The organism is Latilactobacillus sakei subsp. sakei DSM 20017 = JCM 1157 (genome assembly GCF_002370355.1).
Lineage (GTDB): Bacteria > Bacillota > Bacilli > Lactobacillales > Lactobacillaceae > Latilactobacillus > Latilactobacillus sakei.
In genome coordinates this window covers 1,380,878-1,406,525 of sequence record NZ_AP017929.1, presented here as the reverse complement: position 1 = coordinate 1,406,525, position 25,648 = coordinate 1,380,878, and the positions used below count along the sequence as shown (strand labels likewise).

At 40.7% G+C, this 25,648-nt stretch carries 20 protein-coding genes; 4 read left to right on the top strand and 16 right to left on the bottom strand.

From position 1 onward, the window contains the following. Positions 1-46: 46 nt before the first annotated feature. The 5 genes from LEUCM_RS07030 to dnaE all read right to left on the bottom strand — a co-directional run bounded on the left by LEUCM_RS07030 (position 47) and on the right by dnaE (position 7,876). Positions 47-958 carry a CvfB family protein gene (locus LEUCM_RS07030; protein WP_056936415.1) on the bottom strand — a complete coding sequence of 304 codons (912 nt, stop codon included), beginning with the start codon at positions 956-958 and terminating at the stop codon, positions 47-49. 20 nt (positions 959-978) lie between these two features. After that, positions 979-1,440 (bottom strand): DUF441 domain-containing protein, encoded by a 462-nt coding sequence (locus LEUCM_RS07025; RefSeq protein ID WP_016265188.1) that lies wholly within the window; start codon positions 1,438-1,440, stop codon positions 979-981. A 168-nt stretch (positions 1,441-1,608) separates the two neighbouring features. Further along, on the bottom strand, positions 1,609-3,369 hold the full coding sequence (gene pyk, locus LEUCM_RS07020; RefSeq protein ID WP_016265189.1) for a pyruvate kinase: 1,761 nt from the start codon (positions 3,367-3,369) through the stop codon (positions 1,609-1,611). An 82-nt stretch (positions 3,370-3,451) separates the two neighbouring features. Next, positions 3,452-4,411, bottom strand: coding sequence for a 6-phosphofructokinase (gene pfkA, locus LEUCM_RS07015; RefSeq protein ID WP_011374735.1), 960 nt, complete (start codon positions 4,409-4,411; stop codon positions 3,452-3,454). Positions 4,412-4,543: 132 nt separating this feature from the next. Beyond that, on the bottom strand, positions 4,544-7,876 hold the full coding sequence (gene dnaE, locus LEUCM_RS07010) for a DNA polymerase III subunit alpha (RefSeq protein ID WP_056936416.1): 3,333 nt from the start codon (positions 7,874-7,876) through the stop codon (positions 4,544-4,546). Between the two features lie 122 nt (positions 7,877-7,998). Here dnaE and LEUCM_RS07005 point away from each other — a divergent pair, with 122 nt between their 5' ends. After that, complete coding sequence (locus LEUCM_RS07005; protein ID WP_011374737.1) at positions 7,999-8,175, top strand: YjzD family protein; 177 nt, start codon at positions 7,999-8,001, stop codon at positions 8,173-8,175. Positions 8,176-8,224: 49 nt separating this feature from the next. Here the strand turns inward: LEUCM_RS07005 and LEUCM_RS07000 are convergent, their stop codons facing one another. The 11 genes from LEUCM_RS07000 to LEUCM_RS06950 form a co-directional block, all read right to left on the bottom strand. Further along, entirely contained in the window at positions 8,225-9,100 is an 876-nt protein-coding gene (locus tag LEUCM_RS07000; protein WP_016265192.1) for a hypothetical protein, read from the bottom strand. A 149-nt stretch (positions 9,101-9,249) separates the two neighbouring features. After that, positions 9,250-10,782: a glutamate/gamma-aminobutyrate family transporter YjeM gene (gene yjeM, locus LEUCM_RS06995; RefSeq protein WP_011374739.1), complete on the bottom strand. Its 1,533-nt coding sequence runs from the start codon at positions 10,780-10,782 to the stop codon at positions 9,250-9,252. A gap of 197 nt (positions 10,783-10,979) precedes the next feature. Continuing rightward, positions 10,980-11,534, bottom strand: coding sequence for a DUF1836 domain-containing protein (locus LEUCM_RS06990; RefSeq protein ID WP_035145844.1), 555 nt, complete (start codon positions 11,532-11,534; stop codon positions 10,980-10,982). A gap of 106 nt (positions 11,535-11,640) precedes the next feature. Next, the gene (gene rpmF, locus LEUCM_RS06985; protein ID WP_004270395.1) at positions 11,641-11,823 is read right to left on the bottom strand and encodes a 50S ribosomal protein L32; all 183 of its coding nucleotides are present in this window, start codon (positions 11,821-11,823) and stop codon (positions 11,641-11,643) included. A gap of 366 nt (positions 11,824-12,189) precedes the next feature. Beyond that, positions 12,190-14,784 carry an ATP-dependent chaperone ClpB gene (gene clpB / locus LEUCM_RS06980; RefSeq protein ID WP_025015748.1) on the bottom strand — a complete coding sequence of 865 codons (2,595 nt, stop codon included), beginning with the start codon at positions 14,782-14,784 and terminating at the stop codon, positions 12,190-12,192. Between the two features lie 175 nt (positions 14,785-14,959). Beyond that, positions 14,960-15,358, bottom strand: coding sequence for a LapA family protein (locus LEUCM_RS06975; protein ID WP_051524255.1), 399 nt, complete (start codon positions 15,356-15,358; stop codon positions 14,960-14,962). Between the two features lie 8 nt (positions 15,359-15,366). Next, a complete protein-coding gene (locus LEUCM_RS06970) occupies positions 15,367-16,176 on the bottom strand; it encodes an SDR family NAD(P)-dependent oxidoreductase (RefSeq protein ID WP_035145845.1) in 810 nt (269 codons plus the stop codon). Positions 16,177-16,181: 5 nt separating this feature from the next. After that, complete coding sequence (gene rnz, locus LEUCM_RS06965) at positions 16,182-17,120, bottom strand: ribonuclease Z (RefSeq protein ID WP_011374744.1); 939 nt, start codon at positions 17,118-17,120, stop codon at positions 16,182-16,184. A 34-nt stretch (positions 17,121-17,154) separates the two neighbouring features. Continuing rightward, a complete protein-coding gene (locus LEUCM_RS06960) occupies positions 17,155-19,083 on the bottom strand; it encodes an acyltransferase family protein (protein WP_025015746.1) in 1,929 nt (642 codons plus the stop codon). 138 nt (positions 19,084-19,221) lie between these two features. Continuing rightward, positions 19,222-20,514: a GTPase ObgE gene (gene obgE / locus LEUCM_RS06955; protein WP_011374746.1), complete on the bottom strand. Its 1,293-nt coding sequence runs from the start codon at positions 20,512-20,514 to the stop codon at positions 19,222-19,224. Between the two features lie 159 nt (positions 20,515-20,673). Further along, positions 20,674-21,768 (bottom strand): DUF871 domain-containing protein, encoded by a 1,095-nt coding sequence (locus LEUCM_RS06950; protein ID WP_025015745.1) that lies wholly within the window; start codon positions 21,766-21,768, stop codon positions 20,674-20,676. A 199-nt stretch (positions 21,769-21,967) separates the two neighbouring features. Here LEUCM_RS06950 and LEUCM_RS06945 point away from each other — a divergent pair, with 199 nt between their 5' ends. Genes LEUCM_RS06945 through LEUCM_RS06935 form a run of 3 tightly spaced genes read left to right on the top strand, consistent with a single transcriptional unit; the run spans position 21,968 to position 25,596 of the window. Then, entirely contained in the window at positions 21,968-22,720 is a 753-nt protein-coding gene (locus LEUCM_RS06945) for a DeoR/GlpR family DNA-binding transcription regulator (RefSeq protein ID WP_025015744.1), read from the top strand. After that, complete coding sequence (pfkB, locus tag LEUCM_RS06940) at positions 22,720-23,637, top strand: 1-phosphofructokinase (protein ID WP_025015743.1); 918 nt, start codon at positions 22,720-22,722, stop codon at positions 23,635-23,637. Before LEUCM_RS06945 ends, pfkB begins: the two co-directional genes overlap by 1 nt. Positions 23,638-23,661: 24 nt before the next feature. Beyond that, positions 23,662-25,596, top strand: coding sequence for a PTS fructose transporter subunit IIABC (locus LEUCM_RS06935; protein ID WP_025015742.1), 1,935 nt, complete (start codon positions 23,662-23,664; stop codon positions 25,594-25,596). Positions 25,597-25,648: the final 52 nt, after the last annotated feature.

The window sequence follows — 25,648 nt, the reverse complement described above, 5'->3', positions numbered from 1 at the left end:
GACTTCCTTTTTAAATAAATCACGACATTACTGTCGTCAATTCAAATTAATCTTGGTCTTGATCGTTATCAACAATTGGTTCAATATCTTTTTGGCCTTTAGCCGTTAAAATTGTTTCGCCTTCTTCTTGCACGATGAAACCATTCTTCATTAACCGGCCTAAAGCACGCTTGAAACTCCCTTTACTGATCCCAAAATAACTCTTAATTAATTCTGGATTACTGCGGTCAGTATATGGCATTGCGTAGCCTGGTTGACGTTTTAAGACGGCCATAATCATTTCGGCATCATCACCGATTTCTTCGTAGGCTCTTGGTTTCAAACTAACGTTTAAACTACCTTCTGGACGCACACCAATTACTCGGCCCTTAACCCGTTGGCCAAGACGTGGTTCTGCTTCACGTTCTGAAGGATGAATAAAGCCAATGTAGAAATCATCTGTTAATAAGAAAGTCCCTGCCATCTTCAAACGATAAACAGTTCCTTCAATATCTTGGTTCTTCATTTCTTGTTTAGCACCCTTAGAAATAGCTCTAAAGATATTTTCGTCGGCTAATTGGCCCCACATCCGACCTTTTTGATCAACTTCGATGGCAATCATCAAACGATCGCCAACCTTAGGCCATAATTTCATAATTGTTGGTAACACATCAAGTGAAACCACAATATCCTTATCAGGTAAGCCGATATTAACGAAAACGCCAAGATCACGACGTGTTTCAACAACTTCACCAAAAGCAAAGTGGCCGACACGTGATTTAGGAATAGCCGTTGATAAAACTAATTCCCGACTTGAATTTTCGTATGCAAAACCAGTGACTGTTGCCCCGATTGCTAATTCTTCTTCTAAATGGTCTTTCTTTAATTCAAACGTCACACCGTCTTTTTGGGCGAAGTACGCTTCTTCATTCTCATCTGTTACAAGTGCTGTAATCACTTGTCCGATTAATTCGTTCATAGTTAACCTCTTTATTCTTCTTAATGGATTGGTACTAAATTGAAAATTGTTAAAATGGTGTAGGTGATACCTGCAGCAATCACTGGTCCAGCCGCAATCCCCTTAAGGAAAACGACTCCCATAATTGTGCCAAATACAAGCGCCACTGTCATTTCGGGACTAGCGGCTAACAAGCCAACACCCTTTGCCGACAAAACAGCGACTAACACGCCACACCCAACGGCAATAAAACCTGCCGGTGTCTTAAAAGCACTGATTAATTCTTTAAAACCGATTTGACCAGTCGCAATTGGCACTAAGATGGCCACTGAAATGACCGTCACGCCCCAATTAATCCCTTTAGACTGGATAACCGGTAATACTTTTTCAGAAATCGGTAATGCCTTTAAGACTAAAACAACTGCGGTGGCAATGATTAAAGATTGATTTTTTGCTAATAAGGCAACGATTAAAATCGCTGCTAAAAATAACCAACTTTCCATGTGAACCTCCAATAAAGTCTCCCTATCATTGTACCGATAATTAGGCGGCTTGTCAGTATTTTCATGAAAGTAATTTCAGAAAACAAAATTTTCAAAGTAAAAAGCGATTTGCGCATAAAAAAACACCCTCAAAATTTGAGGGTGTTTTCTTTCTTAATCAACGTTTGATTAAAGGGCGTTTGTTGCACCGCGGTAAACAATACCACGACGTGAATCAACAGTAACAACTTCGCCATCTTTGATAGCTTCTGTTGCGTCTTTAGCACCAACAACAACTGGGATACCCATAGCGATACCAACAACAGCAGCGTGTGATGTTAAACCACCGTTTTCAACAACGATAGCACTTGATTTTTCGATTGCTGGTAAGTAATCTTTGTCAGTTGCTTTAACAACTAAGATACCACCATCAACAGCTTTTTCAGCTGCTTCTTTAGCGTTTGAAGCAACAACAGCCTTGCCAACGATTGTTTCATCGCCAACACCTTGGCCTTGTGTTAATTTTGAACCAATTAATTGGATCTTCATAACGTTTGTTGTGCCACGTTCGCCAACAGGAACACCAGCAGTGATCAAGATTAGGTCGCCTTCTTTAGCAAAACCATGTTCTTGAGCTGTTTGTGTAGCTAAGTTGAACATATCATCTGTATTAGCAGGTTTCTTAGCGATAACTGGGTATACACCATAGTTAACTGTTAAACCACGACGTGTACGTTCGTCGAATGTAACGGCTAAGATGTCAGCTTGTGGACGGTATTTAGAAATCATACGTGCTGTAGAACCTGATTCTGTAGCAGCAACGATTGTCTTGATACCTAAGTTACGTGCAGTATGTGCAACAGCTTGGCCAATTGATTCTGTCAAGTTAGTCTTGCTGTATGCTTTCAATGCATATGCATCGCGGTCTGTTAATGATTTTTCTGTTCTTTCATCAATGCGGGCCATTGTTGCAACAGCTTCTACTGGGTAGTCACCGTTAGCACTTTCACCTGAAAGCATTGTTGCGTCAGTACCATCAATAACAGCGTTAGCAACGTCATTAACTTCAGCACGTGTAGGACGTGGGTTTTCTTGCATTGAGTCCAACATTTGTGTAGCTGTGATAACTGGTTTGCCAATAGCGTTACATTTCTTGATCAAGTTCTTTTGTACGAAAGGAACGTTTTCAAATGGAATTTCAACACCCATGTCACCACGAGCAATCATTAAACCGTCTGAAACTTTCATGATATCGTCAATGTTGTCGATACCTTCTTGTGATTCAATCTTAGGGAAGATTTGAACATGTTCCATGTGTTTTTCTTCTAATAATTCACGGATATCTAAAACGTCTTGAGGTTTACGAACAAAACTTGCAGCGATAAAGTTGATATCGTTATCTAAACCAAAACGGATGTCACTAGCATCTTTTTCTGTGATACCAGGTAAGTTGATTGAAACACCAGGTGCGTTAACACCTTTACGTGAGCCAACCATACCATCGTTTTGAACTTCAGTAACAAGTTCTTTGTTTGCTTCGTCTTTTTCAATAATCTTAAGATCCACTAAACCATCATCGATTAAAACGTGGCCACCAACGTGAGTATCGTCGTATAGACCTGGGTAAGTAACGGCAATTTTTTCAGGTGTTCCTTCAAGAGTATCGTCCATTGAAATACGTACCACTTCACCAGTGTGTAATTCAAATTTCTTACCTTGTTGAACAGTTGTCCGGATTTCAGCACCCTTAGTATCTAACATGATACCAACAGTTTTGCCTGTAGCTTTTTCAGCTTCGCGAACCATATTCATACGGCTTAAATGTTCTTCATGATCACCATGAGAGAAGTTAAAGCGGAATACGTTAGCACCTGCTTCAATTAATTTTGTGATGATTTCAACACTGTTACTTGCGGGTCCAAGTGTACTTACGATTTTGGTTTTCTTCATAAGTGGAATCTCTCCTTTTATGTCTGTTTTTTTAAAAGACTTTACAGTCATTTTAACGAATTTTGGGTAGAACTATAAAATACTAGTAAGCTAAATCTTCATTTAAATCATAAAGATCTAACATTGCGTGATGCTTGTGATTGAATAAGTCTAACATATCATGTGCGATAATTTCATTCTTTTCAATCCCAAGTGCAACCCCGCCTTTACCTTCAAGCAATAATTCAACTGCTTTTGAGCCTAAGCGGCTAGCTAATACACGATCACTAGCTGTTGGTGAACCACCACGAACAACGTGTCCTAAAACAGTTGAACGTAAGTGGAAATCGCCGTATTCAGAAAGTTTTTCTGAGAATTCATCGGCATGCATAACGCCTTCAGCCAAAACAATAATAGCATGTTTTTGGCCATGTTCGCGTGAAGCACGTAACTTTTCAGCAACGGCCTTAACGTCGAAATCACGTTCTGGAATAATAATATCTTGTGCGCCACCGGCTACACCAGCCCATAAAGCGATGTCGCCAGCGCCGCGGCCCATTACTTCCACAACGAAAGTTCTTTCATGACTTGCAGCCGTATCGCGAATACGGTCAATTGATTCAAGAACTGTGTTAACAGCTGTATCAAAGCCAATTGTTTGATCTGTAAATGGAATATCGTTATCAATTGTTCCTGGAAGACCAATTGCGTTATAACCATGTTCAGTCAAACGAAGAGCACCGTGATAAGAACCGTCACCACCGATAACAACTAAAGCTTCGATACCGAACTTGTTGAGTTGTTCAATACCCTTCAATTGTCCTTCGACTTGTGCAAATTCTGGATAACGTGCTGAGTATAAGAATGTACCACCACGTTGAATCTTGTCTCCAACCGTAATTGGATCCATCTTGAAGATATCACCAGCAACTAAGCCAGCGTAACCATAATTGATACCATAGACTTCAAGGCCTTCATGCATTGCTTTTCTTGCAACGGCACGGACGGCAGCGTTCATACCAGGTGCATCCCCACCACTTGTCAAAATACCTATGCGTTTCATCTTTTCACCCCAGGCAAATATTTTACTTAAAAAACCGATTTGGTCTTTCAAAGTCACTAATATATTATCACTTTTCTGAAAAGAAGTCTTGTCTTTTCAGAAGTTTTTAACAAACTTATTTTCAAAACTAAACTAACTAAAGCCCTTTAAAATAACGTTTGTAGGCCCCAGTAAGGTTGTAAGCGCCGTCGTTAATTTTTCATCGTTCGCAATCCAATAGCGTTCGTTCAAAAGAATTGACTTCTTCGTTGCTGAATTATAGAGAATTACCGGGATTGGCCCTCGACTTTTTTCGAGTAGTTGGTACATTTTTTGTTGCTGTTCACGCGTTAAATCCGCAGATAGTCGTAAATAAAGCGTGGCCTTAGGCAACCCTTTTTGCGCTTGTTCCGCTAACATAATCTGATTACCGATAAGTTGCAACTCTTGGCGTTGTTCCGTCTTTCCTGTGACTAAAATCACTTGTTCTTTGGCCAGCCAATCTGCTACTTGCCGATAAACCGATGCAAACAGCGTGACACTAATCTCGCCGGTGGCATCTTGTCCCGTCACAAAAGCCATTTGCTCGCCTTTTTTCGTTCGAATCACCTTAATTCGGCGGACAAATAAGACTAGTCGGACATTTTGATTGGGTGCTAAGTCACTAACTTCCGGCACGTGATAGTACCGACGGACACGTTCATACTTTTCTACCGGATGCCCTGAAAGATAAGCCCCCAGGTACTCCGCTTCTTTATCCAAGCGCTCCGTTAACGTCAAATTAGGCACCGTTTTTTCTTTGGGTGCTAGAATTTCGAATAACGACATATTATCGCCAGCTAACTTAACACTATCCAATAAATCATCGAGATTCATCAAAAGTGCGTTGCGGTTGGGATTAAATTGATCAAAGGCCCCACTGTAAATCAACGCCACTAGCGCCTCTTTTTTGAGATACTTCGCGGCTAGTCGTTGTAGAAACTGTAACACAGATTTGAACGGACCACCCGTTTGGCGCTCATCCAAAATTGCCGCTACAAAATCCCGTCGTAAACCCTTGATGCTGTATAATCCAAAAATAATCCCGGCATCTGTCACCTTAAAATAACGCTGACTGAGATTAATATCGGGTGGTAAGACTGATAGTTGCCGCTTCTTTGCTTCCGCTAAATACGTTTTAGTCTTTGTTCCTTGATTTAAAACGGCATTTAAAACCGCTGCGAAAAAGGCTTCTGGCTGGTGGACTTTTAAATAAGCCAACCAAAAGGCAATTTTACTGTAAGCGACCGCGTGCGATCGGTTAAAACCGTAATTGGCAAACTGTTCGATATAGTCGTAGACCGTTGTCGCGGCTTGTTCGGTATGCCCTAAAGCCAGTGCACCTTCGATAAACTTCGTTCGACTCGCATCAATCACCACTTTTTTCTTTTTACTCATTGCCCGCCGTAAGATATCGGCTTCCCCTAAGGTAAAACCGCCCATCTTAGAAGCCGCCTGCATGACTTGTTCTTGATACACCAAGATGCCATAAGTTGGTTGTAAAATTTCAGCCAACGAGTCATCCGGATAGGTCACCGGCACTTTGCCACTTTTACGATCGATAAATGTATCGATATTTTCCATTGGCCCCGGTCGATAAAGCGCATCGGTTGCGACAATATCTTCAAAAGAAGTCGGTTTCAAGCGCCGTAAAACATTTTTAATCCCTGTTGATTCGAACTGAAAGATGCCGTTTGTATCACCTTGTTGAAATAACGCTAGCGTTGCTGGATCATCTAACGGAATATTTTGCGGATTAAAAGGCTGACCTGTTTGTTGGCTGACTAATTTAACAATATTCGCTAAAATCCCTAAGTTTCTTAGACCCAAGAAGTCAATCTTCAACAATCCTAATTCTTCAACGTTGCCCATTGGTAGTTGGGTTAACTCAATTTCATCGCCACCGCTTTGCAGCGCAACGGTTTCCGTTAATGGCGCTTGGCTCAACACAATTCCCGCCGCATGGGTTGAATAATGGCGTGGTAAGCCCTCAATTCGCTGCGCCGTTTCAAATAGTAAGCGATTTTGTTGAGAATCTGCTACGAGGTTCTTCAAAGCTTGCGACTGATCGTAAGCTTCTTGGAGCGTAATTTTTAAAACATTTGGAATCGCCTTAGACCAAGCACTCATTTCAAACTGACTGAGGCCAAAGACCCGGCCAACATCTTTTAACGCCATCTTAGCGGCCAAGGTCCCAAAGGTAATGATTTGGGCCATATGATTTTGACCGTACTTTTGATAAACGTAATCTAAAACCTCATCCCGGCGGTTATCCGGAATATCCAAATCAATATCCGGCATATTGGCCCGGTTGGGATTTAAGAACCGTTCAAATAGTAATTGATACCGAATTGGATCAACATCTGTAATCCGCAGCGCATATGCCACTAGCGCGCCAGCAGCCGACCCCCGCCCTGGACCCGTCATGATATTTTGCTGGTGGGCGTATTGCATCACGTCGGCGACAATGAGGAAATAATCGGCAAAACCCATTTCGTTGATCACTTGTAATTCATAATCCAAGCGTGTTTGATACGCCTCTGGGATAGATTGCTTGTTAAACCGCGCTTGTAAGCCCGCTTGACTCTGTTGCTTTAAATAAACGGCGGCCGATTGTCCTGCCGGCGTTTCAAATTGAGGCAATTGCGCCCGTTTGAAAGATAAATCCACCTGACATTGAGCCGCAATTTTTTGCGTATTAGCGACGGCTTCTGCCAATTGTAATGCTTCAAAGGCGGCCGTTACCTGCTGCGCATCTTCTAAAAAGTAGCCGCCTGACGCTTGCGGCGTCTGGAGATTGACCTGCGTACCCGCTTTAATATGTTGTAGGACTTGAACCGCAAATGCGTCTTCCGGTTCTAAATACCGCACGTCACCTAAAGCAACTAACGGTACTGCCGTTTGCTGACTTAATTGTCCCAGGGGCACTCGCTGTTGGCTAGCGGCTTGTTTAGCACTAATCCCTAGATAAAGACTGTCCGCGTCGGTAACTGCCTTTAACTGCTCAATATAGGTCTGTGCTGGCGTTGCATCATTTTGCAATAACAGGCGCACTAACTCGCCATCTTGACTTGGTGTGATAACCACTAATTGTTGCAATAGTGATTGAACCGCCTCAAATGGGACTAATTCTGATTGCGTCATAATTTTCGTTGAAATTTTTAAAATATTTTGATAACCCGTTAAATTTTTGGCCAGTAAAATCAACGGAAACCGTTCGTCAGTTTGGAAAAGTCCACCGACTTCAATCGTGATCCCCAATAGCGGCTTAATATCGGCTGCTTTGGCAGCCTTATAAAAATCAACTAACCCATAGACAACGTTCTTATCCGTTAACGCTAAACTCTGATAGCCACGCGCTTTGGCGGCTGTTACTAAATCCGTAATTTTAGTGGTACTTTCTAAGAGCGTATAGGTACTCTTAACCTGGAGTTGCACAAATGCCAAGAACGCCCCTTCTTTCTGATGACAGATTCTAATAATTCCAGTATAACAAATTATTTCAAATGAATCTCGTTGTAAAACGTGTTACAATATCATAGAATTGCATGAAAGAAAGAAGGTCAATCATGAAATACGTTATGACGCTTTTTTGGACGCTAATCTTCGGATTCGTTGTCGGCTTCATCGGTTCTAAGTTAGTTAAATTGGACTTTAATGTTCAAGCAACGTTGACTGTCTCAGTCATCTTTGGGATTTTACTCAACCTAGTACCCCTTGTTTTACCTAAAGACCCAGCAGCATAAGACTTAAAAAGGACGACCCAACGAAAATGTTGGGTCGTCCTTTTTTGCTTTATTTTGTAATGTAGATGTATAAATGACTTGCAGAAAAGCCGGTATTAAACTTAACGCCATTTGAAGTAATGGTCTTCATTGTCGTTTGGTTGCTCTTCTTATTTTTCTTCGTAAACTTACTGAATTCAGACATGACTTTCTTAGAATCCGCACCAGTTGATTGTGCGAGTAACGCAAAACTCGTTCCGAATTCCTTCAAAGCCGCCTTATCCTTAAGTGCTTTGATTGGTGCGATTAAAGTAAGTCCCATCACATCTTGATCAGCAATTGCCCCTCGGATCACAACGTTATCAGTTTTCACCAATTGATGAACGCCATCAGCTGGTTTTGCTGGTAATAATTGATCCTTTTTAGCCGTTTTAGCTTGTTGCATAGCTGCTTGAACATCTTTTTGCGTTTGTTGGAGTGCCATTAATTGGGCTGGTGCCAATTGACCGGCTTTAGCTGCTGCCGCTTGTTTTTGTAAGCTTTGCGCTTTGGCTTGATCTGCCTTTGATAACGCCATACCAATGACAGCTTGATTATACTTGTCGGCAATCGCTTGGTATTGACCAACAGCGGTGCCTGCTGCCACTGTAACTTTCTTTTCAATCGTCTTTGAGCCCGTTTTAGCCTTTAATGTGACCGTTTGTTGTTTGGTTGTTGTTGGTACTTGAACAACGTATGTGCCTTCTCTAACGCTTGTTTTATGCGTTGCGCCTTGGTCAATTTGATAGCTTAAGTGGGCCTTCTTATTAGTGGTGCCTTTGACAACTGCGACCATCCCATTTTGATGGTAATTTGTTTTAGAAGTCGTTAACTTTGCTTGGCCACAGCCCGCTAGTAAACTAACTAATCCCAAACTCACGACTAATCCAACTACTGTTTTTTTCATTTTTCGTCACCTTTTCATAGAAATTATCGTTAATGAGCTTTTAGCGTAACCCTTTTAGAACAACATTTCAAGTCAAAACGACGACGTGTCACAAATATTTCCGCCATACAAAAAGGCCACCGCAGATCCGGTGACCTTTATTAATCTTTTTATTTTAAGCCTGTTTTCTTTTCGTAACGATTGAACATAATCAATGCGACAACTGTAAAGAAGACTGGACCGGCAATTGACCAGAATGTTTGGCCAAGGTTACCGTCGATTGCAGGTTGAATAATTGTGAAGACGTTGGCGAACCCAACTGTGAACATTACCATCCAAACACAGAATTTGTAGAAGGTTTTACCCTTATAAATCGTGAATGGCTTTTCGATACTGTTATCCTTCTTAAAACCAAAGAAGGCAAAGGCAACGAATAAGTATGGTAATGTCATTGAAACGTTTGTCATTGCTGTTAAAATTTCGAAGAACTTAGCAGCACTCTTACCACCAAAGGCAACAAAAGCGATAATTACAATTACAATAGCAGCTTGCACGATCATCGCGTTAACTGGCATGTTATGTTTGTTCTTCTTAGCGAATGACTTAGGCCATAATTCAGCTGGTGTGCCTTCGATAATCGTCTTAAGAGGTGAGAAGATCAATGTAAAGAATGCACCTGTAAGTGCAAGGAACATTGAAAGACCCATATAACGACTTAACCAAATCCCAACTTGAATTGCAGCGTGATGACTCATATGAAGCGCAAGTCCTAATTGGTAACCCATGTTATTCATCGCAATGTAAGCAACGTTCCCTAAAGTAACTTCGGCATTTGAGCCAGTTGCTTTAGCAAAACCGCCGCCTGTTTTGAAGACGAAATCCCAGTTAGTAAATGTCCCCATCATGAAGATCCCGATGGCATAACCAATTGCAATTACGATTGCTGAAATTGCTAACCCTTTAGGGAAGTTGACTTTAGCATTTTCTGTTTCATCAACTAACCCACCAACAACTTCCAAACCACCATATGCGAAGATTGCAAATACAACGAAACTAAAGACCTGAATCATTGATGTATAACTTTCGTTAGGTGATTGGAAAAAGGCCTTAGCCGTGATTGGTTGTGCTGTAACACCCTTGTTTAGGATCAGGATTAATAATCCACCTAAGAATAAGATCACATTAATCAATGTGATGGCTGAACCACCGATGCTTGTTACTTTTTTGACTTTATCAAGCCCTTTGGATGTGACAAAAGTAATCACAATAATCCAAATAATAGCAAGAATTCCTAATGTTTGCACACCATTGGTTAACCCAAAGAATGTCCAACTTTGCGTCTTATCAACCCCGAAAATAGCATTTGATAATGGAATCCAAATCCCGTTCCCAACGTTAACCATCCAAATGATGTATGACGCAAACCACATGAAAGTCCCAATAAAGGCAAATTTAGCATTGACGGATTTTTCCATCCAAGAATAAATCCCACCCTTAGCTTCACCAAAGGCAGCGCCCATTTCCCCAAGCATAAATGCGTAAGGAATAAAGAAGGTTACAGCTGCTAAAACATACCAAAAAATTGATGCATATCCCATTAAGAAGAACGCTCGTGGAATATTTGTAAAACCAAAGACTGACGTGAAAATCATGAGAATAAGTGCCCCTAAAGTCAACTTACTCGTCTTTTTCTTTTCTGCCACCCCAAACACCTCTTTCAAATAGTTTAATGGTCTAAGAATAATAGCCATTTGCCTAATATTGTTCATTATTAAATTAATAACAAACTAACTAGTCATCTTCATTTTACGGTGCAAACTGGTTTAGGTAAACGCTCTATTTCGTTTTCTAATCTAATTATTTTGTTTTTTAATCAAAAATTAATAATCTTTTCAATTACTTATTTTTTATCAGCCGATTTTAACGTTTTCGTTTGATCCTTTTTAACGGTAATCCGAATCGCAATCTTATAAACCACACTCTGACAAGCTAACTTCAATAATGTTTTTTGGGTTTCAGTCACTAAGCCGTTAGCAGGTTTGGTCCCTTGTTCAAATGGACTGTATTCTTCGTCCAATTGATGAATCGCATCTAAGAACGTCAAAATAAAATAATCATAGAGTTGCTTTTCGTTACGATCAGTCGCTGTTTCTACTGACAGTAAGCGACCAATTTCTTCAATTGAAAAATTAGTCTTTAATAACGCAATAATCAAGACTTGTGAGATTTGTTGTTTAGCATAGCGCTTCTTGTCCGGCGCAACCACCAAGCCCTTCTTCACGTAATTGTTGATCATCGCAGCTGTGATTTCATCTAAATCCAACACTTCTAAATACTGATTGATATAACTGACGACTTGGTCCATGTATAAATTCAATCCTGGCAAATCCGTCCAGCGAGGTAATTGTAATAGTTGTAATTGATTTAAGTCTCGTTTTAATAGCTCATTATTCATAATAATCAGCCTCCTTATATTTAATTGCAATTATAGCATCATCTAGTTTTAAAAACCAGAATAGCGCATAAAAAAAGAGCTTCCCGAAGGAACCTCTTAACTAAGACTAGTCGTTAGCTTTTGGTGTAACAACTTGTTCGCCTTTGTAGAAACCTTTTGGTGAAACACGGTGACTTACACGGTATTCGCCATTAGTTGCATCGAATTGTACGTTTGGTGTGTTCAATTTGATATGTCCACGACGCATACGTTTCTTCGTCTTTGATGTTCTTCTTGCTGGAACTGCCATTATTTTCAGACTCCTTTATATCTTAGATTCATTAATGATATACCGAACTCAGGGAACTTAGCAAGGATTAAATCAATCTTTGCTAAATTGATTTAAAATCAATTAGACGTCCCACTACTTTTGTCCGCGACTTCTATAATACTATGTTTACGTAACAAGAGCAAGTTATTTCATAAAAAACAATCTACTCAAGGCATTCAATCAAAACAAAATTCGAGATTGAAACTCATCATTTCAACCTCGAATTCATGTTTAATCTTATTTTTAATAAACACAAAGTCAATCACTGATTACACGTAATTGTATAATACAAATCTTGATAAATCAATCATAATCCGACTATTTTGAAAAAGCTTCTTGCAAAAATTAGTCAGTTGCTTTGTTTTCAAATACTAATTGATTATCTTTTAGACCAATTTCAACTGTTGTGTTAGGTAAAACGTTTCCGGCAATAATTTCTTTGGCCAACGGTGTTTCAATCCGATTTGTAATATAACGCCGTAATGGTCGTGCCCCGAACGCTGGATCATAACCTTCTTTAGCGACCCATAACTTAGCGTCTTCAGAAATCGTCAATGTGATTTCTTGATCTGCTAAACGATGTGATAAATCAGCCAACATTTTAACTACAATTTGTTCGACATCTTGCAAGCTCAATGGCGTAAACATAATCGTATCATCAATTCGGTTCAAGAATTCCGGTTTGAATTTCGTTTGAATCAAGGCTTGAACACTATTAGCTGCTTCTTTTGAAATTTGACCTTGATCATCAACACCATCCAAGAGGATTTCAGAACCCAGGTTAGAGGTCATGATGATAATTGTGTTCTTAAAGTCGATTGTACGCCCTTGTGAGTCGGTTAAACGACCATCATCTAAGACTTGTAAAAGGATATTGAAGACATCTGGATGGGCCTTTTCAATTTCATCTAACAAGACAATTGTATATGGATTACGACGAACAGCTTCCGTTAATTGACCGCCTTCTTCATAACCGACATAACCAGGTGCCGCACCAACAAGTCGTGATACTGAGTATTTCTCCATGTATTCACTCATATCGATTCGGACCATGTGTCGCTCAGAATCGAAGAGGTCTTCAGCTAAAGCTTTAGCTAATTCCGTTTTACCAACCCCAGTAGGGCCTAAGAACAAGAATGAGCCTAAAGGTCTATTAGGGTCTTGCAAGCCAGCACGCGCTCTTAAAACGGCATCTGTGACCGCATCAACAGCTTGGTCTTGACCAATTACCCGTTCGTGTAAATGATCAGCTAATTGTAATAGTTTTTGCCGATCACCTGCTACTAATTTAGCGACTGGAATCCCAGTTTGCGAACTAACAACTGTTGCAATTTCGTTTTCGGTAACTGATTCTTGAACCATCCAATCCTCTGGTTTTTCAGCCTTTTCAAGGTCAGCAAGATCTTGTTCCAATTGCGGAATGGTGGCGTGTTGCAATTTAGCAGCTGTTTCCAAATCGTAGTTACTTTGGGCATCTTCTAATTGCCGTTTTGCTTGGTCTAATTCTTCCTTTTTGTCGTTAATCTTGTTCAAATCAGCCTTTTCGGTTTCCCAACGCATCTTCAAGCTATTCGTCGTTTCCCGTAAATCTGCTAATTGTTTTTGCGTTTCGGCTAACCGTTTTTGTGAAGCCGCATCCGTTTCATTCTTCAATGCCGCTTCTTCAATTTCCAATTGCATTAATTGCCGCGTTGCTTGATCAAGCTCAGTAGGTTGCGAATTCATTTCAACGTTGATATTAGCACTCGCTTCATCGACTAAATCGATTGCCTTATCAGGTAAGAAGCGATCTGTGATGTAGCGGTTAGATAACGTTGCAGCCGCCACTAGGGCATTATCATGGATACGAACACCGTGGAAAATTTCAAAACGTTCCTTTAAACCCCGCAAAATACTAATCGTATCTTCAACGGTTGGTTCTTGAATTAACACTTTTTGGAATCGTCTTTCGAGGGCTTTATCTTTTTCAATGTTTTGACGATATTCGTCAAGCGTTGTCGCGCCAATCATGTGTAATTCGCCACGCGCTAACATCGGTTTCAAAAGATTACCGGCGTCCATGCTGCCTTCAGTCTTCCCAGCACCAACGATTGTGTGAATTTCGTCGATGAAAACTAAAATCCGACCTTCACTCTTCTTAACTTCTTTTAAGACCGCCTTTAGTCGTTCTTCAAACTCACCACGATATTTGGCACCCGCAATTAAGCTCCCCATATCAAGTGAGACGATGGTTTTATCCTTTAAGTTATCAGGAACGTCTTTTCTAACGATTCGTTGGGCTAAGCCTTCAACAATCGCTGTTTTACCAACACCGGGTTCGCCGATTAAAACTGGGTTATTCTTGGTCTTTCTAGAAAGAATCCGGATGACGTTTCTAATTTCTTCGTCCCGACCAATGACGGGATCCATCTTACCTTCACGAACAGCTTTCACTAAATCAGTGCCATATTTTTCAAGCGCTTGGTAGTTATCTTCTTGGTTTTTAGATGTCACACGCTCGCCTCCTCTTAATTTGGTAATAATATCTTTTAATTGTTTAGTCGTGACGTTATTTTTTTGTAAAAATTGTACTAACGGATTGTATTTAGACTTCATCAACCCTAAAATAACCGTTTCAGTTGATAAAAATTCATCTTGAAACTCTTGCATGTAAGTTTGAGCCGCGTTCAAAACTTGATAAAGATTTTGTGAAATATTTTGACCATAGTTTGTTTGACCTTCAACTGTTGGAATCGTATCAATCTCGCGATCAATTTCACTTTCAAGTGCGGTTAAATCAATTCCCGCTTCCTGATAGATTTGCCGACCCAGTTGTTGGGGTTGAATTAAATATTTAAATAAATGTGGGACATCGATTTCTGTTTGATGACGCGTTTTTGCAATATTTTGTGCTTCTGCAATTGCATCTTGAACAGCTTGTGTCATTTGTTCTGGATTCATAAACGTCATTCCTTTTTAGGTTTATTTTTTGAATTAAACGTCAATACTGATTGACTAATTCTATGATAGTCAAAATAGGTCAAACATTCAAGACTAATGCTCAAAAATAGGACTTAAGTCTAATAAAAAAAGAGGCACTAACCAAAATAAATTCGGTTAGTGCCTCTTTTTTTAATTAAACTTCTTTTGATTGCATTAATTGCTTCATTTTGGCATTCATTTCGTGTAATTCAGCCTCTTTATCAGCCAATAATTTATCATACGTTGCTTTTTGCTTAACCTGTTCTGCTTCAACTGCGGCTTTGATTTTTGCTTCTTGACCTTGTTCTAAATCTGCTTTTTCTTTAGTCCATTGCTTTTGCGCCTTACGTTGGCTCAATGAACTCCCAGTTGCGGCTAAGAATGTGATAATCGCACCGATTAAAAGCGACACAACGATCACAATGATCAAGGGCCAATCAACCGTTGTAAAGCCAAAATTAATGGCAACTGGATCAACATTCAAAACGGCAAAAACCACCACGATTAGTGCGAGAATTAAAATTGTAATTAAACGACCTTGCTTTTTCATCATACAACCTCCTATTTCTTGTTAAACAAATTACCAGCGACGTAGTCACCAATATGGGGTGCCAATTGATAAAATTGAGCACCTAGTGACATCAACCACGGTGCGTTAATTTCGCGCTTAGGATGCCCAATAGCCCCCACAATTTTGTGTGCGAGTTGATCTGGATCAAGCACGATCCAGTTAATCGATTTAAGATAGTTACCAGTTTGATCAGCAATATCAAAAAAGGCGGTATCAATCGGTCCTGGATTAACAGTTGTCACTTGAACACCAAATGGTTTCAATTCAAGCCGCAATCCGTTTGAGTAGCCTACAACGGCAAACTTAGTCGCTGAATAGATTGCTGATTTAGGTGTCGCCATCTTACCGGCCATTGAGGCAATGTTAATGATGTGCCCACGTTGTTTTTCGATCATCTGTGATCCAATGGCCCGCGTCAAATACATCAAGCCTAAAACGTTCACTCTAAACATCTGTTCCACCAAAGGCATCGGTGTTGCTAGCGCTTCTTCAAAATGACCAAACCCAGCAGCATTCACTAAAACATCCGGTATCCCCACTTCTGTTGTTAATCGCGCAACAACCGCTTCAATCGCTTCTGGGGCACTGACATCTAATTGATAAGCATAAGCTGCTTGGCCTGAGAGCCGTTGACATTCGTCACGAACCTCTTCCAGAGCCGCTTGACGCCGTGCTAAAACGACGACAATGGCACCTTTGCTAGCTGCTTCATAGGCAATTGCCCGGCCTAAACCTGACGAACCCCCTGTAACCACCACAATCTTTTGTTTTAAGTCTTGTAATGCTGCTAAATTTTGCATTTTAATTACTCCTTCCGACCATGAAATGGAATATCATACAAATCTAAATCGCTAACGACACGCGTATTTTTGAAAATATCGCGGGCATCATTTTGTAATTCACGCACAGCTTGGCCTAAATAACGGGCTGAAATATGCGTGAGTAATAGGCGTTTGACATGTGCTGTTTTGGCCACCTTGGCTGCATTGATATTAGTTGAATGATAGTATTGACGCGCAATTTTTTGTTCTTGCTTGCCAAAGGTACTTTCATGGACTAAAACATCGGCGTTTTCGGCTAGGCGCGTAATCGCTTCACAATTGCGGGTATCGCCAATAATGGTCACAATCCGTCCTTTTTGTGCGTTACCGATGTAGTTACGACCGTCAATTTCGCGGCCATCACTCAATGTGACTGTTTCACCATTTTTAATCCGGGCATAAACGGGACCTGAAGGGACACCGTCAGCTTGTAGTTTTTCAACCTGTAATTCACCAGGATGATCTTTTTCAACAATTCTAAAACCGTAACTTGCAATCCGGTGATCCAATTTTGCACATTCGACCCGGAATGTTTTGTCATCAATAATGACACCATTTTCTGGTAATACAACGAACTTCAAGGCATACGTTAAGTGACTTTCGGAAAGTTTTAAACTCGTCCGAACGTATTCTTCTGTTCCTTTGGGGCCATAAATCGTCAACGGTTCGTCGCCACCTTGAAATGAACGGCTTGATAAGAAGCCCGGTAACCCGAATAAATGATCACCATGTAAATGCGTTAAAAAGATTTTCTTAACTTTCCGTGGTTTTAACGTTGTTTTAAGAATTTGGTGTTGCGTTGCTTCACCAACGTCGAATAACCACACTTCATTCCGTTCATCCAATAATTTTAATGCAATACTCGTGACGTTACGTTGACGGGCAGGAACACCCGCACCAGTACCAAGAAATTCTAATTCCATCTAACTCTTCCATTCTATATTAAATTTAAATCAATTACTGCTTAACTAACGCTTTTGTAACGATCGCCGCATATTCTTTCACACCAACCGGATTAGGATGCACTTGGTCATCATAGAACCAGTCACCGTGTTTTCTTGCTTGATCGTACCAATTAATAATCGTTAGATTTGGATACTTCTTAGCGGCTCCTTTAAGCATTTGATTAACATCATTTTGCCAAGGCCGCGTTGGCACGTATGCATTTAGCCAGAACACTTTGCGTTGACTACCAATGGCAGCCATAAATTCATCTAACTGCGCTTGGGTAAATGAGCCGTTGGTTCCCAAACTAATTAGAACCGTATCGCTAAGCGCGCCTTTTTGGGCGTAGCTATCAACAACTGGCGTACTCTTGTTCAATTGGCGACCAACAGAGGCATCCACCAACATATTAGGGAACAGTGTTTGCAACGTTTTACCAGCATCAAGTAATACAGAATCCCCAATTGCTGTAATTGGCATCGATTGGGCTTTTTGCAATTCAACCTGCGTTAACCCGTACTTCTCATATTCTTGGTTAACTGGGTGTTTTTGCGCCGCTGCTTCGGCCTCTTTATCAGCTTGCGCTTTTGATTTAGCCTTTTTCTGTTGCTTATTTTGAGCCTTAGCCTTTTCAACTAAGGCTTTATTACGAGCATCATTTTCTTTTTTGTTCTTTTGAATATTAACCGCAAGTGCCGATTTATGAGCATCCGGCGCTGGTTGCCCCGGTGCTTGAATCGCACCTACAAGGCCCACTAAAAAGACAATTGCCATCCCAAAAACTAAACCGGATTGCCGATTTAACGTTGGATGTTTAACAAATTGACGCATTCTCTGCCCTAATTCTTGATATGGATAATGGGCCAATGGTTGTTCAATAAAGCGATATGACAATTCAGTTAGTCCGAAAATAATCGCGACTTCGATCACTGGGTATAAAACCGGATGTGCAGCAACATTTTTAAAGACGCCCTCAAAGAAAATCATCACTGGAAATTGATACAAATAAATCCCATAACTGCGTTTTTCTAACCAGTTAAAGACCGGATTGGTTAACAGGCGATTCCAATCTGAACCTGGATGTGCAACAACTGCTACCAAGACACAGATTAGTAAACTAAAGATGAATAAGCCACCCCGATAAACAAAGGCACTTTCTGCATTCATTTTGACCATTAAGATCAACATTGTAATGGTGCTCAAAAGACCAATACCATCTAACGTCCATCGTTGGCGCGGAATAATCTTTTGTTTCAAAGCTGTCGATGGCCAGACAAAAGCTAAAGCAGCCCCCACCAAGATTGAGAACATCCGAGTATCTGTCCCATAGTAAAGCCGACTTGGATCCGCATTTGGATGATATAAAATGGCCATCCAGATTGCCGAAACTAAACCAGCACCTAATAAAACACGGGCAATCCGGCCTTTATTCTTAAAGCCAATAATTAATGCAACAACGACAAACGGCCATAACAGATAAAATTGCCCCTCAATCGAAAGCGTCCATAAATGTGTAAAGGGTGATTCATTATTAGCAAACCGATCAAAATAAGATTGACCGTGGCCAATTTGCCACCAATTATAAACGTACAAAATATTAGTGATAATAATTTGATTTAAGTTATGCAACATCTGCCGTTCAAATAAAGTAATATACGCACCTGTCGCAAACAACATCGTCAATAAACCCGGATAGAGCCGCTTAACACGTCGTAAATAAAAACTCTTCAAATTAATCCAATGATTTTGTTCCCATTCTTGGACCAGTAAATCCGTAATCAAATAGCCCGAAACCACCATGAAAATCGGAACGCCTAGATAACCACCTGTAAAAGTGTACGGCATCAAATGATACAAAATAACTCCGATAACCCCAATAGCCCGTAATCCGTCAAACCCAGTAATATAACGACTGTTATTTAAGCGCTTTTTCCCTGCCATTTTCTCAACCTACTCTATATTCTAATATAAAACATTATAGCAATGTTTCCCACCACTGCCTACTTGAAGCTCTTTTTTATATTGATGCTATAGAAAAAGGAAGAATCCAGAGTCGAATTTCTTCCTTTTTGAACCCTATTATTCGACAAATTCAAACGTAAAGTTATCAATTGCCACTAAATCGCCATCATGAGCGCCTTTTTCACGTAATGCTTCGTCAAGTCCCATAGAACGCAATTGACGGGCAAAACGCATCACACCATCTTGATGATCTAAGTTACTCATCTTGAAGAGACGTTCAACTTTTTCACCTGTGATGTAGAACGTACCGTCTTCATCTTGTTCGACGTTAAAGGCTGGTCCTTCTGGTTGATATTGATAAAGTTTTTGTGTTTGTGCTTCTTCAACATCACCCATTGGGAATTCTGCTGTTTCAGCTAATAAATCGGCTGTCTTGTTCATCAATGGTTGAACACCTTGATGCGTAATACTTGAAATTTCGAAAATCTCATGTGTATCACCAGCCGCTGCTAATTTTTGTTTGAATTCAGCTAATAATTCGGCTGAGCCTGGTAGATCCATCTTAGTTGCCACAATCACTTGTGGACGTTCCAAGATTTTTGGATCATATGATTCTAATTCATGATTAATTTGTTGGTAATCTTCATATGGATCACGACCAGTTTGATCGTCCATTTCGATTAAATGTAAAACAACTCGTGTCCGTTCAACGTGGCGTAAGAATTGAATCCCTAAACCAACACCATCTGAGGCACCTTCGATTAACCCTGGTAAATCGGCTAATACGAAATCACGGCCATCATCCAGTTGAACCATCCCTAAGTTAGGCACCAATGTTGTAAATTGGTAGCTCGCAATCTTAGGTTTAGCACTTGTGACAACCGAAAGTAATGTTGATTTCCCAACAGATGGGAAGCCAACTAACCCAACATCGGCTAAAACTTTCAATTCGAGTTGAATACTGCGTTCTTGGCCTGGTTCGCCGTTTTCAGCAATTTCAGGGGCACTATTCTTAGCGGTTGCGAAATGCATGTTGCCACGGCCACCACGACCGCCCTTTGCAATCACTAATTCTTGACCATCTTCCGTTAAATCGCCTAGCAATTCATTTGTGTCGGCATCACGGACAGTTGTACCAGGTGGCACTTGGACAAATGTATCTTCGGCACCGCGGCCATACATTTGTTTATTCTGACCGTTACCACCACTATTGGCTTTAAAGTGATGACGGTAGCGGAAGTCCATTAATGTCCGTAGACCTTCATCTACGACTAGAATGACACTACCACCACGACCACCATCGCCACCGGCTGGTCCGCCAAGTGGCACAAACTTTTCACGACGAAATGCAACAGCACCATCGCCGCCTTTACCAGCTTTCACATCAATTTTGACTTGATCTACAAACATTATTTTGACTCCTTCTCGTTTCTAAACAGTACCTTATATACTACCTAAATTTAGGCTAAAAGTAAACAGACAACGTCATAATCAATCATAAAGTCTTCTAATTTAATGATTTTTAAGTAAAAAAAGAAGACGCATTAATCATCGTCTTCAGTATAACGCTTATTGTGCATTCGGGATTAATTTAAATGAACTCCAAGGTTTTAAATATTTTAATAAGAATAATTCATCTGGTGCAATATGGCCCACAACGTTTACCCGACCATCATTTGGCATTGATTGAAGCGCAATTTGGGTTTCGCCTTTGTATTGGCCGTAGCCAACATTGTCAATCAAGATATCGCCCCGTTTTATATCAACTGTATTGTGGGCTGCAAATGGTAAGTCTTTATAAATAACTCGCGTCATTGTTGAACGCAGAATGTATTCAGAACGGTCACCGCGATAACTGTGTAAGCTTTCAAATAACACTTTGCGTTCATCAGCTGTAATATCGTCAGCCACATCAATCATAATCGCTGGGAATTCTGCATTAAAGACCGTTTGCATTGTTTTTAGTTCTGCTTCGGAAGCATAAGCATTGCCAACAATGATGTCATCGATATTATCCATTAACATGTAATGTTTCATTTGGGTCGCCATCGCTAAGTCCCGATCAACTTCCATCGTTGGTAGGCCGTCTTGTGTTGGCCAAGGTCCGAAAGTCGCTTCATGTGAATTAACGAAAGCAGCCGTATTTAAATTATACTGTGCAAATTGCGCTGTACATTGATTAAAGAAGTCTTCCCCTAAACCGGAATAACGATGTGGATAGAAGTTATGACACCCCAATAAGTTAGCCCGTTTAGGTGAAAAACTCATAATATTGTCAACATAGCTTGTCCCTTGACTCATATTAATTTCGATTTTAAGATCGTATGGATTACGGGTCATCTTCGCTTCTTCTTGGCCTGTAAACCCGTTATCTAACCGAATTCCCCAAGCACCTAATTCATGGAAGAAACTTAAATCATCATAGGAAATACCAAGTTGTTCAAACAAACCAGGATTAATGTCAATCATCACTTGCATCCCTAATTGATTTGCATAATCAACCACGCGCTTGAAATTAGTAAGCACCGCATCTTGATCACCACTGACTTCTAATAATGATGTGAAGACCCGTTTAAAGCCGTATTGATGTGCAAGGTCTAGATAAGCCGCATCCTTTTCAAAAGTTGATCGTTCTGGATAAATTGAAACGCCTAATTTTCCCATGTCTATTACCTCCTAAAAATTGGGCTATACCGCCCTAACATCTTTTAGTTTATCATAGATGACCCATCAATGAAAACCTTTACACAATTATAAATTCAGTTCTCTTTAAATTCATTTGATTGTTTTTGAACGTTTTTGAAATATTTTGGTTGCTTTTTATTGTAAACGATGACATAATGAATGCACGGAGGTTTTTGATATGTTAACAGAAGAACGGCACCAAGCCATCCTGGATTTATTACAACAACAAGATGTCGTCAAAATGAAAGCGTTATGCCGCTTATTAGACGCATCAGAGTCCACTATTCGTCGTGACCTTCAACTTTTGGAAGAACAAGGATTGGTCACTCGAATTCACGGCGGTGCTAAACGCCTCAATAAATTACAGGTTGAATTAGGACAAATCGAAAAAACGAGCAAAAACGTTCACGAAAAAAATGAAATTGCTAAGTTTGCAGCTTCTAAGATCCAATTAGGGTGCGTCATCTATCTGGATGCCGGCACAACGACTCAAGCAATCATCCCTTATTTAACACCTGAAATGAATTTAACCGTTGTCACTAACGGTGTTGATACAGCTTCACTTTTAGCTGATCATCATATTCAAACCTACCTATTAGGTGGCCGGGTTAAAAATAAGACCAAAGCGATGGTCGGTGCGGGCGCCTTAGAAACACTGCTCCAATTTCAATTTAACCAAGCGATTTTAGGAACTAACGGTGTTGACCAATATTCAGGTTTAACAACGCCCGATCCTGAAGAAGCAACGCTCAAGCGATTTGCGATTCAACAGGCTAACCAAACGATGGTCCTAGCTGATCATACAAAATTTGATGCCGTTTCATTTAGTAAATTTGCCGAACTTGCGCAAGTTCAACTGATTACCGATCAACTCTCCCCTGCACTACGTCAAACTTATCAAACACATACAGATTTACAGGAGGTTTTATAGTGATTTATACGATTACGGCGAATCCATCAATCGATTACGTCATTCAACTTGAAAAACTAAATACAGGTAACGTCAACCGCGTTCAATCTGACGTGAAGCTACCCGGTGGTAAAGGGATTAATGTTTCAAGAATCCTTGCCGAATTAGCACTCCCTAGTGTTGCGCTAGGTTTTGTCGGCGGCTTCACCGGTCAATTCATCCAAAACAAACTCAATAATGCGTCTATTGACTGTCGCTTCACAGAAGTTGAAGAAGATACACGGATTAACGTCAAGTTAAAAGATAGCGTTGAAGAAACTGAAATCAACGGCCAAGGCCCTCACGTTTCAGCTGGTGCTGTTGATAACTTGAAGCAACAATTGGCTAAATTAGAAGCAGGCGATATCGTCTTTATGTCAGGCAGTTTGCCACCTAACTTACCTGCTAGCTTCTATAAAGACTTGATTCCAATGATTCAAGCGCACAATGCTGAATTCGTAATTGATACAACTGGTCAAGCCTTATTAGATACTTTAGCTGAAAAGCCATTGGTGATTAAACCCAACCACCATGAACTAGCCGAATTATTCGACACGCAATTTGCTAACCAAGGTGAAATCATCGCTGCCGGACGCAAATTATTAGACAAAGGTGCACAACACGTATTGGTCTCAATGGCCGGTGATGGCGCCCTCTTAATTACACCAGACCACGCTTATCTCGGTGGCACCCCTAAAGGGACTGTGATTAATTCCGTTGGTGCTGGTGATTCAATGATTGCCGGCTTTGTCGGGACATTCGCGCAACATCACGATGCACTAGCTGCTTTCAAAACAAGTCTTGCTTGTGGCAGTGCCACAGCCTTTTCAGAAGATTTAGCGACTAGCGCTAAGATTAACGAACTCTTACCACAAATTGAAATCACACAAGTTGATTAATTTTAAACACAAAGGAGATTTATTATGAACATCCAAGATTTACTCTTAAAAGATGCGATGATCATGGATTTACAAGCAACGACTAAAGAAGCCGCTGTTGATGAAATGGTTGCCCGCTACAAAGATATCGGTGTTATCACAGATGATGCCCTCTATCGTAAAGATATTTTGGCTCGTGAAGCCCAATCATCAACTGGGATTGGCGAAGGCATTGCGATGCCCCATGCCAAAGATAGTGCTGTTCAACGCGCAACTGTTTTATTCGCTAAGAGTCAAAATGGTGTTGAATATGACGCATTAGACGGCCAACCCGTTTACTTGTTCTTCATGATTGCTGCTCCAGAAGGCGCTAACGATACGCATTTACAAGCCCTAGCTGGTCTTTCATCACTTTTAATCAACCCACAATTAGTGGCTGATTTGAAACTAGCCCAAACACCTGAAGATGTTCAAGAACTCTTTGCTAAGGCCCAAGCAGCCAAAGATGCTGAAGACGCTAAGGAAGAAGCAGAAGAAGCTGCTAAAGCACAAGCCGCTGCTGCAACACCTGCTGATGAACAAAAACCATTTATCGTTGCTGTTACAGCTTGCCCAACTGGGATTGCTCACACTTACATGGCCGAAGCTGCTTTGAAAGAAACAGCTGCTAAAATGGGCATCGATATCAAAGTTGAAACAAATGGTTCTGAAGGGGTTAAACACCAATTAACAGCCGATGATATCAGCCGTGCAACAGGTGTCATCATCGCTGCTGATAAGAAAGTCGATATGCCTCGTTTCAACGGCAAACATCTCTTGAACCGCCCTGTTATCGACGGTATCAAAAAACCTGCCGAATTGATCCAAAAAACATTGGATGAAGAAGGTTCAATCTTCCATGCAACAGAATCACAAGCAAGCGAAGAAGCTTCAGCTGATAAGAAAACACTTTGGAGCCGTATCTACCAAGATTTAATGAATGGTGTTTCAAATATGTTACCATTCGTTGTCGGTGGTGGGATTTTAATGGCCATCTCATTCCTATTGGAACAAACAGTTGGCGCTCATTCAACAACCTTTATTTTCTTAAACTCATTAGGTAATAATGCTTTTAACTTCTTAATTCCAGTTCTTGCTGCTTACATCGCGATTTCAATCGGTGACCGCCCCGCTTTAATGCCTGGGTTTGTCGGCGGGTATATGGCCAGTCAAGCAACAGCTAGTGTGATTTCTTCTGATAGTCCTGCCGGTTTCCTTGGTGGTTTAGCTGCTGGGTTCATCGCTGGTTGGGTCATCGTTGGTTTGAAGAAAGCCTTCAAGAACTTACCACAAACATTAGATGGTTTAAAACCAATCCTGATTTTCCCTGTTCTTGGTCTATTGATTGTTGGCTTTATCATGTTCTTTATGGTCAACCCAGTCTTCGCTCAAATTAATCTCTGGTTAAGCACATTCTTAACGCACTTAGGGGCTGGCAATGCCTTATTGCTTGGTGCGATTTTAGGCGGTATGATGTCCGTTGATATGGGTGGTCCTTTCAATAAGGCTGCTTATACCTTCGCAATCGGTGTTTTCACAACCACTAAAGATGGCTCATTAATGGCCGCTGTTATGGCTGGTGGGATGGTACCACCATTGGCAATCGCCGTTGCTGCAACAATCTTCAAAAATAAATTTACAGGTAGTGAACGGAAACAAGCCTTTGCTAACTACGTCTTAGGGATTTCATTCATTACTGAAGGTGCTATTCCATTTGCTGCAACAGATCCATTGCACGTTATCGTTTCAAGTGTCATCGGCTCAGCAATCGGTGGTGGTTTAACCCAATTATGGCAAATCACTGTTCCGGCACCACATGGTGGGATTTTCGTAGCCCCACTTGCTAACCACGGTTTACTCTTTGTCCTTGCTGTATTAATCGGGACATTCGTCAGTGCCTTAATCTTAGGCCTCTGGCGTCCAGTTGCTAAAGAAGCTTAATTTAAAAAAGTCGCAGTCAAATGACTGCGACTTTTTATTTGCCATTAAAACT

What these genes read in the sequence shown, in the direction of transcription:
- LEUCM_RS07005 (WP_011374737.1), top strand. Translation starts at nt 7,999, where the DNA reads ATGAAATACGTTATGACGCTTTTTTGGACGCTAATCTTCGGATTCGTT.
- LEUCM_RS06975 (WP_051524255.1), bottom strand. Translation starts at nt 15,358, where the DNA reads ATGATGAAAAAGCAAGGTCGTTTAATTACAATTTTAATTCTCGCACTA.
- LEUCM_RS07000 (WP_016265192.1), bottom strand. Translation starts at nt 9,100, where the DNA reads ATGAAAAAAACAGTAGTTGGATTAGTCGTGAGTTTGGGATTAGTTAGT.
- rpmF (WP_004270395.1), bottom strand. Translation starts at nt 11,823, where the DNA reads ATGGCAGTTCCAGCAAGAAGAACATCAAAGACGAAGAAACGTATGCGT.
- LEUCM_RS06950 (WP_025015745.1), bottom strand. Translation starts at nt 21,768, where the DNA reads ATGGGAAAATTAGGCGTTTCAATTTATCCAGAACGATCAACTTTTGAA.
- pfkA (WP_011374735.1), bottom strand. Translation starts at nt 4,411, where the DNA reads ATGAAACGCATAGGTATTTTGACAAGTGGTGGGGATGCACCTGGTATG.
- LEUCM_RS06960 (WP_025015746.1), bottom strand. Translation starts at nt 19,083, where the DNA reads ATGGCAGGGAAAAAGCGCTTAAATAACAGTCGTTATATTACTGGGTTT.
- LEUCM_RS07030 (WP_056936415.1), bottom strand. Translation starts at nt 958, where the DNA reads ATGAACGAATTAATCGGACAAGTGATTACAGCACTTGTAACAGATGAG.
- pyk (WP_016265189.1), bottom strand. Translation starts at nt 3,369, where the DNA reads ATGAAGAAAACCAAAATCGTAAGTACACTTGGACCCGCAAGTAACAGT.
- LEUCM_RS06990 (WP_035145844.1), bottom strand. Translation starts at nt 11,534, where the DNA reads ATGAATAATGAGCTATTAAAACGAGACTTAAATCAATTACAACTATTA.
- LEUCM_RS07025 (WP_016265188.1), bottom strand. Translation starts at nt 1,440, where the DNA reads ATGGAAAGTTGGTTATTTTTAGCAGCGATTTTAATCGTTGCCTTATTA.
- rnz (WP_011374744.1), bottom strand. Translation starts at nt 17,120, where the DNA reads ATGGAATTAGAATTTCTTGGTACTGGTGCGGGTGTTCCTGCCCGTCAA.
- obgE (WP_011374746.1), bottom strand. Translation starts at nt 20,514, where the DNA reads ATGTTTGTAGATCAAGTCAAAATTGATGTGAAAGCTGGTAAAGGCGGC.
- LEUCM_RS06935 (WP_025015742.1), top strand. Translation starts at nt 23,662, where the DNA reads ATGAACATCCAAGATTTACTCTTAAAAGATGCGATGATCATGGATTTA.
- clpB (WP_025015748.1), bottom strand. Translation starts at nt 14,784, where the DNA reads ATGAATCCAGAACAAATGACACAAGCTGTTCAAGATGCAATTGCAGAA.
- LEUCM_RS06945 (WP_025015744.1), top strand. Translation starts at nt 21,968, where the DNA reads ATGTTAACAGAAGAACGGCACCAAGCCATCCTGGATTTATTACAACAA.
- LEUCM_RS06970 (WP_035145845.1), bottom strand. Translation starts at nt 16,176, where the DNA reads ATGCAAAATTTAGCAGCATTACAAGACTTAAAACAAAAGATTGTGGTG.